Genomic DNA, 11,066 nt, shown 5'->3' with positions numbered 1-11,066 from the left:
TTTATAAACCCCTACCCGGCGGGGCAGATTTTTTCCCACCCGGGTGTGGGCGGGGGGCGCGCCCCGCCGGGGGGGGCCCCCCCCGCGGCCCTCGGCCTGGTGTTCCACGGTGTAGCCCGCGTGGCGCAGGTAGTCCACCACGATGGCGGCGATGTCGGGTTCGTCTTCGACGACGAGGATGCGGTGGCTCATGAGGGGTTGTCCAGCAGTGGCAGTTGCAGCGTGATGCGCAGGCCGCCCAAGGGTGAGGTGTCGGCCGTCAGCGTGCCGCCGTGCGCGAGCACGATGGCGCGGCAGATCGCCAGGCCCAGGCCCGAGCCGCCATGGTCGCGGTTGCGCGAGGTTTCGGCGCGGTACAGGCGGTCAAAGATGCGTGGCAGCTCGTGCGCGGGCACGCCGGGCGCGCTGTCGTCCAACTGCACCTGCAGTTGGGCGGCTCCATCGGCCGGTGGCAACAGGCGTGCCGAGAGGCGCAGCAGGCCGCCCGTGTCGGTGTAGCGCAGGCTGTTTTCCAGCAAGTTCAAGAACACCTGGTGCAGTTGCTGCGCATCGCCCCGCACCAGGGGGGCAGGCTGCGCCGGAACCTGCGCGGTCAGGGCTCCCAGGCCGGTGGTGTCCACGTCGATGCCCGCATGCGCCAAGCGCGGGCGCATGGATGCGAGCGCCTCGTTCAGCAGCGACAGCGGGTGTACGGGCACCTGGGCCGAGCGCGCACTGGTGCCCGCCGCGTCCAGGCTGGCGCGCAGGTCGCCCACCAGCTGGATCAGGCGCATCACCTGCCGGTGCAGGCGCAGCGCGGTCTTGTCGTCAAACGGGCGGATGCCGTCCTGCACGGCCTCGATTTCGGCGCGCATGGCGGCCAGGGGGGTGCGCAGCTCGTGGGCCACGTCGCCCAGCCACTGGCGGCGGCTGGCCTCGATGCTGCTCAGTTGTTCGGCCATGGTATTGAAGGTGCGAGCCAGCTGGGCCATCTCGTCGTTGCCGTGCACGGGCACGCGGGTGTGCAGGTGGCCTTGCGCAATGCCGCGCGCGCCGGTGGCCAGCGCCTCGACGGGGGCCAGCCAGCGCCGTGCAAGCCAGCCCGACAGCAGCAGTGCCAGTGCCAGCCCGGCCAGGCCGGTCCATGCCACAAAGCCCAGGTGTTGCGCCAGAAAGGCCTGGTCGGCTTCGCTGCGCACACCCTGCGGAGGTGCCAGCACCAACTGGCCGATGGTCTTGCCGTCGGCGCCGGTCAGTGCCAGGCGCGCGCCACCCGGCTGGGGGGGCGTGCCAGCCACCAGGTTTTGCTGGGCATCCACCAGGCCCAGGCGGGGGAACCGGTCGTCGGGGTGGCGTTGTGGGCCACCCGCGCCGCGCTCGCCCGGGGGCGGGCCGCCGTCGGGGGGCGGTGGTGGGGGCTGCTGCATGCTGCGGTCTGCTGCCGGGTTGCCGTTCGCCAGTTCGGGGGGCATGCCGGGCGAACCGCTCCGGTCGGTGGGCGGGGTGCCTTCTGCGCCTTGGGTGTTTGATCGCCGCAGGCCGCTGCCAGGGTGGCTGAGCTGGCCCCAGAGGCGGGGCTGGTTGCGCAGGGTGTCCCAACCGCCCGTCTGCGTGTGGTGGGCCTGCAGGCGCTCGGCCAGCCAGTCCATGCGGGCCAGTTCGATCTCTGCCACATACGGCCCCAGGCCCCGCTGCAAGCCCAGCCGCGAAAAGCCTGCAAAGATCAGCAACAAGGCCACCAGCAGGGCTGCTAAGGCGATGAAGGCTTTGCGGTGCAGGGTCAGGTGGGGCATCGATGGGGCAGCAGGACGGTCTAGCGGGCGGGGGGCGGGCCGCCTGCACCGCCGGGGCCGCCAGGCCCGCCTGCGGGCATGGCCACCAGGGTGCCACCCATTGTGCGGCATGTGCCTGCGAGCGATTTGCCGTCGGGCATGGTCAGCGTCACGCTGGCGCCTTCGGTCTTGCCCTTGCAGGCGGCATAGGCTTCGGGTGGCGGAGCGGGCGGCTCTTGCCGGCCCTGCGATTGCGCCAGCACGGGGGCGGCGAATGTGGCTGCCAGTACGGTCGCGAGGGTCATGCGGGCCAGCAGGTGGAGGCGAAGAGAGTGCAAAGTCATGGTGATTTTTCCGTCAGTGTTGTGGAGAAAAGCGTTCAATGAGTGGATTCGCCACCAGAAGCCGGCGCGGCCCAGGCCAGTACACCCGTAGAACCGGCTTTGGCGGGCCACCGGGTGCGTTCCCCTCCTGGGGAGGGCGCCGGAGGTGCCTCAATGGGGCTTTCAGTCAAGCCGCAATCGAGATCGTGATGCTGGCCGAGTACCCGCCGCCGCTGTTGGCCTGCATCGTGGTCATCTCCAGCGCGGTGCCGTCGCTGAAGACGTTGTCGGTGGCAAAGGTGATGGAAGCCAGGTTGCGCACGCTGGCGCTGTAGCCGGAATTGGCGCTGTAGATGCTGCTGAGCAGCTCGGTGGGGAAGGCCAGCTGCGTGGTCTTGACCTTGTTGCGTGCGTTATTGGCAGAGGCGAGCGAAGGGTAGATCTCCAGGTGCATGTGGGGCATGCGGCCGGAATAGCACCCGGGCACGATGGTGGTGAAGGTCACGGTTCCGCTGGCATCCGTGGCTTGCACGCCGCGCAGGTAGTTGTCGGCAATGTTGTTCGAGCTGTAGACCGAGTAGTTGCCGTCCTGCGTGCAGTGCCACAGGTAGATGGCGTAGCCCGACAGCGCTGCGCAGCCGGCGCTGGTGTTCGTCAGCGTGATGGTGATCGTCAGCGGCACGCCGCTGACCTGCGTGGACGAGCCGATGGAGCTGCGGATGTCCGAGCGCACGATGCCGCTGAGCGCCAGCACGTTGTAGGTGTTGTTGCTGGCCGTGGAGCCATCGGCGGGGTAGGGGCCTGCGGTTTCTTCGGGGACGACCGAGCACGTGGTCGTGGTGCCGGTCCCGGTCCCTGTACCCGTTCCGGTCCCTGTAGCTGTGCCGGTGGCGTCGGTGGTGTCCGTGGTTTCGGTGTCTCCGCCGCCGCAGCCGAACAGGGTGGCCACGCCGAGGGAGCCCAGGGCGTTCAGTGCCAAGCGGCGGTTGGCGGGTGCCTGGATGGCGAATGGAGTGATGGTGGGGCCGGCAGTGGTGCGTTCCATGGATTTCTCCTGCAAGTGGGAATGGCCTGCACTGTGCCGCCCGATTGAGGAGAAATTTGGGAGAGAAGGATGCGGGCTTTTAGCTATATTTTTGGTGGCTTAAAAGCTCACCCACCCAGGCGATGGGGTAATTTTTTCGGCATGGCTGCCATGCGTCCACGCCGAAAAAGGCCGCGAAGCCACGCAGGGAGCTGCCACGATGGGCATCCCTGGTGGCACGAGGCCCTCAGAGTCGGGGGGGCTCGGCCTCCGTAGAGGGGCCTCGTGAATATCAGTGTCAGTGGCGGGGCGGCGGCGCAGGGTGCGACATCAGTCGGTCCGTCAGGGCAATGGCGAGCGCGCTCAGCAGGAACACCACATGGATGATCGTCTGCCACATGAGCACCTTCAAGTCGTAATTCGCCGCGTTGATAAAGGTCTTGAGAAGATGGATGGAGCTGATGCCGATGATGGCGGTGGCCAGCTTGACCTTGAGTACCGAGGCATTCACGTGGCTGAGCCACTCCGGCTGGTCGGGGTGATCTTCCAAGTGCAGTCGCGACACGAAAGTCTCGTAGCCGCCCACGATCACCATGATCAGCAGGTTGGAGATCATCACCACGTCGATCAGGGCCAGCACCACCAGCATGATGATGGTCTCGTTGAGTGCGGTCACCTCGAAGTCGCTCTTGTAGCCAATGCTGGACACCAGCTGCTTGAGCGCCGCCGTGTTGCCGAAGGCGGCCTCGATCAGATGCACCAGCTCCACCCAGAAGTGGAAAACGTACACGGCCTGGGCCAGGATCAGCCCGAGGTACAGGGGCAGCTGCAGCCAGCGGCTGGCAAAGATCAGCGAAGGCAGCGGACGCAGGGGGGAGGAGGTGGTGGGGTTTGGGGGTGCGGACATGGGTTGGGTGAGGAGGTCTCGGGTCGCGCGATTTTAGGGGGATGGCGTGACCGAATCGGGGCACCCCGGGCATTCATCAGTGCCCTGGGGTGACGGATTCTGTAAGCTTCGTGCCAGTCAGTGGCTTGTAAGTGCCGCGTCCGACAGTACCGCCCAATTCCAATTCCATCAGACCAGGAGACAACACCATGAGTGCGCCCACATCCGCGATCGAGTCCGTTTTGGTTGAGAACCGCGTGTTTCCGCCGGCCCCCGCGGTGGTCAAGGCGGCCCGGGTGTCGGGCATGGCCGGCTACGAGGCGCTTTGTGCCGAGGCCGAGAAGGACTTCGAAGGCTTCTGGGCGCGCCTGGCCCGCGAGAACGTTCAGTGGAGCAAGCCGTTCACGCGCACACTGGACGAGTCGAATGCCCCGTTCTTCCAGTGGTTCGCTGATGGGGAACTCAACGCATCGGCCAACTGCCTGGACCGCCACATCGGCACCCCCACCGAGAACAAGACGGCCATCATCTTCGAAGCCGATGATGGCACTGTCACCAAGATCACCTACAAGGAACTGCTCGCGCGGGTGAGCCAGTTCGCCAACGCGCTCAAGGCCCATGGCGTGACCAAGGGCGACCGCGTGCTCATCTACATGCCGATGACCATCGAGGGCGTGGTGGCCATGCAAGCTTGCGCCCGCATCGGCGCGACCCACAGCGTGGTGTTTGGCGGCTTCAGCGCCAAGGCGGTGCAAGAGCGCATCATCGACGCGGGTGCCGTGGCCGTGGTCACGGCCAACTACCAGATGCGCGGCGGCAAGGAACTGCCGCTGAAGGCGATCATCGACGAAGCGCTGGCCATGGGCGGCTGCGACACCATCCGCAATGTGTTCGTGTACCAGCGCACCGCCACCGCCTGCAACATGGTGGCAGGCCGCGACAAGACCTTTGCCGAAGCGCTGCAGGGCCAGTCGTCTGAATGCGCGCCGGTGGCTGTCGGCGCCGAGCATCCCCTGTTCATCCTGTATACCAGCGGATCGACCGGCAAACCCAAGGGCGTGCAGCACAGCACGGGGGGCTACCTGTTGTGGGCCAAGCTCACCATGGACTGGACCTTTGATCTGCGCCCGGACGACGTCTTCTGGTGCACGGCCGACATTGGCTGGATCACCGGGCACACCTATGTGGCCTATGGCCCGCTCGCCGCAGGTGCGACGCAAATCGTCTTCGAAGGCATCCCCACCTTCCCCAACGCCGGCCGCTTCTGGCAAATGATCGAGCGCCACCAGTGCACCATCTTCTACACGGCGCCCACGGCGATCCGCTCGCTCATCAAGGCGGCCGAAGGGGACGAGGCCGTGCACCCCGCCCGTTCCAACCTGTCGAGCCTGCGTATCCTGGGCAGCGTGGGCGAGCCCATCAACCCCGAGGCCTGGATGTGGTACTACAAGAATGTGGGTGGCGAGCGCTGCCCCATCGTTGATACCTTCTGGCAAACGGAGACGGGCGGCCATGTCATCACGCCGCTGCCCGGTGCCACGCCGCTGGTGCCCGGCAGCTGCACGCTGCCCCTGCCTGGCATCACCGCTGCCATCGTGGATGAGACGGGCAACGACGTGGCCAATGGATCGGGCGGCATTCTGGTCATCAAGCGTCCGTGGCCGAGCATGATCCGCACCATCTGGAACGACCCCGAGCGCTTCAAGAAGAGCTACTTCCCCGAAGAACTCAAGGGCTACTACCTGGCCGGCGACGGGGCCGTGCGGAGTGCGGACCGTGGTTACTTCCGCATCACAGGCCGTATTGATGACGTGCTGAACGTGTCGGGCCACCGCATGGGCACGATGGAAATCGAGTCGGCCCTGGTAGCGAAGACTGACCTTGTGGCGGAAGCTGCCGTGGTGGGCCGCCCCGACGATGTCACCGGCGAGGCCATCTGCGCCTTTGTGGTGCTCAAGCGTGCCCGCCCCACCGGCGAAGAGGCCAAGCAGATTGCCAACGAGCTGCGCAACTGGGTTGCCAAGGAAATCGGCCCGATCGCCAAGCCCAAGGACATCCGCTTCGGCGACAACCTCCCCAAGACCCGCAGCGGCAAGATCATGCGCCGCCTGCTGCGCAGCATCGCCAAGGGCGAAGCCATCACGCAGGACACGAGTACGCTGGAAAACCCCGCAATCCTGGATCAATTGGCCAAGGCCAATTGATCCAGGGGGCGCCGTGCAGCGGCGCCAGCGCGCAGCGCTTGCGGGGTTGGGGGACACTCATATCGCGCAGCGATATGACGTGGCCACAGAACCCTGTTGGCTCACCCACCGCCCGTGATCGAAGCCGCGAGGCCAATTGATCCAGGAGGCGCCGTGCAACGGCGCCAGCGCACTGCGGCTTGCCGGGTTCGAAGCAGCGATCGAACTTCGGGTAAACGCGGCGCCTGCCCCATCCCGGCCGGGACCGCGATCCCCGCTGTAGGACGACACCGGAAATGCGATGGCCAAGGCAGGCATGGGGCTCAGCTTGCGTTACAACGGCAGCACTGCGCGCCGGGCACCCTGCCTGCGCGGTCTACCGGAGCCCTCCATGCATCTGCGTTCCCTTGTCCTGGTATTGACGGTGCTTGCCATCGCGGCACTGGCTGCTCTCAACTGGCCGGCGCTCGCCGCGCCGACTCTCGTGTCCCTGGGTGTGGTGGTGTTTGACGCACCTCTGGGCCTCATCATGCTGGGCCTGACGGTGCTGCTGGGCATTTTCTTCCTGGCCTACGTGCTGTCGCTTCAGGGCTCCGTGCTGCTGGAGACGCGGCGCCACAACAAGGAGATGCATGCGCAGCGTGAACTGGCCGACAAGGCAGAAGCCTCGCGTTTTACCGATCTGCGGACCTTTCTGGATGCTCAACACCAGCAGTCGCACGCGAACTTGCTGGCGAGGATTGACCAACTGGAGGCGCGCCTGGTGGCGCGCGCTGCCGAATCCGACAATTCGACGGCAGCGTATGTGGGACAGCTGGAGCACCAGCTGCGCACCCGCAACAGCGTGGATGCCGCTGCGCCGTCGGCGTCCCGCCCAAGCCCTTCCGCCTACTGAACCTCGCTGCGCGGGTTGATCGGTGGAGGAGGGCGAAGGCCGCGTCCCCCTTGCCCGCCGCCACTCGTCATCACCATCATCATCGGATACCCCAAACGACAACGGCCGCGTCACAGTGTGGCGCGGCCGTCAACTGGTGGAGGGGGCTGTTGCACCGCCCCTTCGAAGGTCTTACTTCTGGGTCAGCACCCAGGCAGCCAGCTTCTTGGCTTCGGCATCGTTGACCTGGGCGTTGGCGGGCATGGGCACGGGACCCCACACGCCGGAACCACCCTTGATGATCTTGGCTGCCAGCTTGTCCGCGGCATCCTTCTGGCCAGCGTACTTGGCGGCCACATCCTTGTAAGAAGGCCCCACCAGCTTCTTGTCCACGGCATGGCAGGCCATGCAATTCTTGGATGTGGCCAAGGCCAGGTCTGCCATCGCCGGTGCTGCAACCGACAGGGTCATGGCAAGGGTGATCAGGGTACGCTTCATGGTGGGATTTCCTGGGGTTGAGTTACAGTTCTTCTAATGGAATTGTAGTGGCTTGGGTTGACAGGCCTTTGTCCCTGGTCAAGGGGCTGGACGGGTCTTTTTTCGGAGGTTGCGATGTACCTGCTGGGTCTTTCTCTGGTGCTTCTCGCACTGAAATATTTCGAGATCGGGCCGGTCGCCGCCTGGTCGTGGTGGTGGATCCTTGCGCCCTTTGGTGCCACGGCCGCGTGGTGGGCCTGGGCTGATTCCACGGGATACACCAAACGTAAAGCTGTGGAAAAGATGGAAAAGCGCAAGCGCGACCGCATCGACAAGCAAAAAGAGGCGCTGGGCATGCGCCCCCGCAAACCGCGCTGAGCCCGCGTGGCTCTTTGCGCATGTTTGTTGATGATGCGGCAGAGTGCCACGTCAATAGGCGTCCAGCACCGCTCCCTTGCTGGCGCTTGATGCGTTGAATGCGAACTTGGCCTGCACGCCGCGTGTGTAGCGTGGCGCGGGAGGCGTCCAGCCAGCGCGGCGCTGGGCGATTTGCTCCTCGGGCACGTTCAACTGCAGCAGCAGTTGGCGCGCGTCGATGGTGATGCTGTCGCCTTCGTTGACAAAGGCGATCGTGCCGCCTGCTGCTGCCTCGGGCGCCACGTGGCCGACCACCATGCCCCATGTGCCGCCGGAGAAGCGGCCGTCGGTGATCAGTCCCACGCTCTCTCCCAGGCCCGCGCCGATCAGTGCGCCGGTGGGGGCGAGCATCTCGGGCATGCCCGGGCCGCCCTTGGGGCCCAGGTAGCGCAGCACCATTACATCGCCAGCCTTGATCTTGCCGTCCAGAATTGCCTGCAGGGCCGACTGTTCGTCGTCGAACACGCGGGCGGGGCCGGTGATCACGGGGTTCTTCAGGCCGGTGATCTTGGCCACGGCACCCTCGGGGCTCAGGTTGCCCTTGAGAATGGCGAGGTGACCCTGAGCGTACATGGGCTTGCTGATGGGGCGAATCACGTCCTGGTCGGCACGTGGCTCGTCGGGCACGTCTTGAAGCACCTCGGCAATCGTCTTGCCCTGGATGGTGATGCAGTCGCCGTGCAGCAAGCCCGCGTTCAGCAAGATTTTCATGACCTGCGGGATGCCACCCGCACGATGCAGATCCACGGCCAGGTATTTGCCGCTGGGCTTCAAGTCGCAAAGCACGGGGGTTTTCTTGCGAATGCGCTCGAAGTCATCAATGTCCCACTCCACGCCCGCAGCGTGGGCAATGGCCAGGAAGTGCAGCACGGCGTTGGTCGAGCCACCCGTGGCCATGATCACGGCCACGGCGTTCTCGATGGACTTCTTGGTCACGATGTCGCGGGGCTTCAGGTCCATCTTGATGGCCTCGATCAGCACCTTGGCCGATTCTTTGGCCGAGTTCATCTTTTCGTCGTGCGGGTTGGCCATGGTGGACGAGTAGGGCAGGCTGATGCCCAGGGCCTCGAACGCGCTGCTCATGGTGTTGGCGGTGTACATGCCGCCGCAAGAGCCGGTGCCGGGGATGGCGCGCTTCTCGATTTCTTTCAGGTCAAAGTCGCTGAGCTTGCCCGCCGCGTTTTCGCCCACGGCCTCGAACACGCTCACGATGTTGAGGTCCTTGCCCTGGTAGTGGCCGGGCAGGATGGTGCCGCCATACACATAGATGGCGGGTACGTTGGCCCGCAACATGCCCATCAGGCCGCCGGGCATGTTCTTGTCGCAGCCGCCGACCACCAGCACGCCGTCCATCCACTGGCCGCCCACGCAGGTTTCGATGCAGTCGCTGATGACTTCGCGGCTGACCAGGCTGTACTTCATGCCTTCGGTGCCCATGGCCATGCCGTCGCTGATGGTGGGCGTGCCGAACACCTGGGCGTTGCCACCGGCTTCCTCAATGCCTGCGATGGCCGCGTCGGCCAGCTTCTGCAGGCCGCTGTTGCAGGGCGTGATGGTGCTGTGGCCGTTGGCCACGCCGACCATGGGTTTCACGAAGTCACCGTCCTCGTAGCCCATGGCGTAGTACATGGAGCGGTTGGGTGCGCGCGACTTGCCCTGGGTGATGTTGGCGCTGCGGCGATTGATGGGCGCGGAGGGCTTGTTGGAGTCGGTCATCGTGGGGCGTCCTGGTGTCGGGGTTGGGGCTGGAGCGGAGTAAAACATTCTGCCAGTGCCGTCGCCGCGCGTGTGGTCCTTGCATGCCAGCCCCTACGCCCTGGCCCCCGGGCGTGTTGGGGGGGCTGGGCGATAATTGACAGTTTGCTCCCGGCACGGCTCAAGAGGTTGTAGGCGCGGGTGCGCGAGGGGCCTTTATTCCTGCGGCCCGCTTCCCTTTCAGCGATTTTTCAGAAGCCAGCACGATGCCCATCTACCGTTCCAAAACCTCCACCGCCGGTCGCAACATGGCAGGCGCGCGTTCTTTGTGGCGCGCCACCGGCATGAAAGACGATGACTTCAGCAAGCCGATCATCGCGGTGGTCAATTCGTTCACCCAGTTCGTGCCCGGCCATGTGCACTTGAAGGACCTGGGCCAGCTGGTGGCCCGCGAGATCGAAGCCGCTGGCGGCGTGGCCAAGGAGTTCAACACCATCGCCGTGGACGACGGCATCGCCATGGGCCACGATGGCATGCTGTATTCGCTGCCCAGCCGCGACATCATTGCCGACTCGGTCGAATACATGGTCAATGCGCACTGCGCCGATGCCATGGTCTGCATCTCCAACTGCGACAAGATCACCCCCGGCATGCTGATGGCCGCCATGCGCCTGAACATCCCGGTGATCTTCGTTTCGGGCGGCCCGATGGAAGCCGGCAAGACCCGCCTGGCCAACCCGGTCACCAAGGTCATGGAGTTCAAGAAGCTCGACCTGGTGGACGCGATGGTGATTGCCGCCGACACCAACTACTCCGACGCCGACGTGGCCGAGGTCGAGCGTTCGGCCTGCCCCACCTGCGGTTCGTGCTCGGGCATGTTCACCGCCAACTCCATGAACTGCCTGACCGAAGCGCTGGGCCTGTCGCTGCCCGGCAATGGCACGGTGGTGGCCACGCACGCCGACCGCGAACAGCTCTTCAAGCGCGCAGGCCGCCGCATCGTGGAACTGGCCAAGCAGTACTACGAGCAGGACGACGAGCGCGTGCTGCCACGCTCGGTGGGCTTCAAGGCGTTTGAGAACGCCATGACGCTGGACATCGCCATGGGCGGCTCCACCAACACCATCCTGCACCTGCTGGCGATTGCCAAAGAGGCCGAGATCCCCTTCACCATGGCCGACATCGACCGCCTCTCGCGCGTCGTGCCGCAGCTGTGCAAGGTGGCGCCCAACACCAACAAGTACCACATCGAAGACGTGCACCGCGCGGGCGGCATCATGGCCATCCTGGGCGAGCTGGACCGCGCGGGCAAGCTGCACACCGACGTGCCGACCGTGCACGCCCCCACGCTGAAAGACGCGCTGGACCAGTGGGACATCGTGCGCACACAAGACGAGGCCGTGCGCACCTTCTACATGGCAGGCCCCGCAGGCATC

10 protein-coding genes and 1 pseudogene are annotated in these 11,066 nt (G+C 65.5%); 4 read left to right on the top strand and 7 right to left on the bottom strand.

Annotation, left to right across the window (positions count from 1 at the left end; all coding sequences use genetic code 11):
• The 5 genes and pseudogenes from MRY84_RS05230 to MRY84_RS05210 all read right to left on the bottom strand — a co-directional run.
• Positions 1-192, bottom strand: a pseudogene (locus MRY84_RS05230) (DNA-binding response regulator); the annotation flags it as partial.
• Entirely contained in the window at positions 189-1,772 is a 1,584-nt protein-coding gene (locus tag MRY84_RS05225) for an ATP-binding protein (protein WP_291504689.1), read from the bottom strand. The gene MRY84_RS05225 and the pseudogene MRY84_RS05230, both read right to left, overlap by 4 nt.
• A 20-nt stretch (positions 1,773-1,792) precedes the next feature.
• Complete coding sequence (locus tag MRY84_RS05220) at positions 1,793-2,095, bottom strand: hypothetical protein (protein ID WP_291504688.1); 303 nt, start codon at positions 2,093-2,095, stop codon at positions 1,793-1,795.
• Positions 2,096-2,261: 166 nt separating this feature from the next.
• The gene (locus MRY84_RS05215) at positions 2,262-3,119 is read right to left on the bottom strand and encodes an intradiol ring-cleavage dioxygenase (protein WP_291504687.1); all 858 of its coding nucleotides are present in this window, start codon (positions 3,117-3,119) and stop codon (positions 2,262-2,264) included.
• A 277-nt stretch (positions 3,120-3,396) separates the two neighbouring features.
• Positions 3,397-4,005, bottom strand: a complete 609-nt coding sequence (locus tag MRY84_RS05210) for a TIGR00645 family protein (protein ID WP_291504686.1) — start codon at positions 4,003-4,005, stop codon at positions 3,397-3,399.
• Positions 4,006-4,193: 188 nt separating this feature from the next.
• Here MRY84_RS05210 and acs point away from each other — a divergent pair, with 188 nt between their 5' ends.
• On the top strand, positions 4,194-6,188 hold the full coding sequence (acs, locus tag MRY84_RS05205; protein ID WP_291504685.1) for an acetate--CoA ligase: 1,995 nt from the start codon (positions 4,194-4,196) through the stop codon (positions 6,186-6,188).
• Between the two features lie 370 nt (positions 6,189-6,558).
• A complete protein-coding gene (locus MRY84_RS05200; RefSeq protein ID WP_291504684.1) occupies positions 6,559-7,062 on the top strand; it encodes a LapA family protein in 504 nt (167 codons plus the stop codon).
• A gap of 171 nt (positions 7,063-7,233) precedes the next feature.
• Here MRY84_RS05200 and MRY84_RS05195 read toward each other — a convergent pair whose 3' ends face one another.
• The gene (locus tag MRY84_RS05195; protein ID WP_142145031.1) at positions 7,234-7,539 is read right to left on the bottom strand and encodes a c-type cytochrome; all 306 of its coding nucleotides are present in this window, start codon (positions 7,537-7,539) and stop codon (positions 7,234-7,236) included.
• Between the two features lie 114 nt (positions 7,540-7,653).
• Between MRY84_RS05195 and MRY84_RS05190 the strand changes: the two genes are divergently transcribed.
• Positions 7,654-7,896 carry a TIGR04438 family Trp-rich protein gene (locus tag MRY84_RS05190; RefSeq protein WP_291504683.1) on the top strand — a complete coding sequence of 81 codons (243 nt, stop codon included), beginning with the start codon at positions 7,654-7,656 and terminating at the stop codon, positions 7,894-7,896.
• 51 nt (positions 7,897-7,947) lie between these two features.
• On the opposite strand, the gene ilvD (MRY84_RS05185) is transcribed toward MRY84_RS05190, so the two are convergent.
• The gene (gene ilvD, locus MRY84_RS05185) at positions 7,948-9,651 is read right to left on the bottom strand and encodes a dihydroxy-acid dehydratase (RefSeq protein ID WP_291504682.1); all 1,704 of its coding nucleotides are present in this window, start codon (positions 9,649-9,651) and stop codon (positions 7,948-7,950) included.
• A gap of 245 nt (positions 9,652-9,896) precedes the next feature.
• On the opposite strand from ilvD (MRY84_RS05185), the gene ilvD (MRY84_RS05180) reads away from it, so the two are divergent.
• Positions 9,897-11,066 (top strand): dihydroxy-acid dehydratase (gene ilvD, locus MRY84_RS05180; RefSeq protein WP_291504681.1); only part of this gene is annotated, 1,170 nt, incomplete at its 3' end.

The organism is Acidovorax sp., assembly GCF_022763525.1.
Lineage (GTDB): Bacteria > Pseudomonadota > Gammaproteobacteria > Burkholderiales > Burkholderiaceae_C > Acidovorax.
Note: the sequence above shows the minus strand (reverse complement) of the source record. Positions and strands in the feature narration are given on the sequence as shown.

Bases quoted from the DNA above. Each gene is read 5' to 3' on its own strand.
- MRY84_RS05225 (WP_291504689.1), bottom strand. From the start codon at position 1,772: ATGCCCCACCTGACCCTGCACCGCAAAGCCTTCATCGCCTTAGCAGCC.
- MRY84_RS05220 (WP_291504688.1), bottom strand. From the start codon at position 2,095: ATGACTTTGCACTCTCTTCGCCTCCACCTGCTGGCCCGCATGACCCTC.
- MRY84_RS05215 (WP_291504687.1), bottom strand. From the start codon at position 3,119: ATGGAACGCACCACTGCCGGCCCCACCATCACTCCATTCGCCATCCAG.
- MRY84_RS05210 (WP_291504686.1), bottom strand. From the start codon at position 4,005: ATGTCCGCACCCCCAAACCCCACCACCTCCTCCCCCCTGCGTCCGCTG.
- acs (WP_291504685.1), top strand. From the start codon at position 4,194: ATGAGTGCGCCCACATCCGCGATCGAGTCCGTTTTGGTTGAGAACCGC.
- MRY84_RS05200 (WP_291504684.1), top strand. From the start codon at position 6,559: ATGCATCTGCGTTCCCTTGTCCTGGTATTGACGGTGCTTGCCATCGCG.
- MRY84_RS05195 (WP_142145031.1), bottom strand. From the start codon at position 7,539: ATGAAGCGTACCCTGATCACCCTTGCCATGACCCTGTCGGTTGCAGCA.
- MRY84_RS05190 (WP_291504683.1), top strand. From the start codon at position 7,654: ATGTACCTGCTGGGTCTTTCTCTGGTGCTTCTCGCACTGAAATATTTC.
- ilvD (WP_291504682.1), bottom strand. From the start codon at position 9,651: ATGACCGACTCCAACAAGCCCTCCGCGCCCATCAATCGCCGCAGCGCC.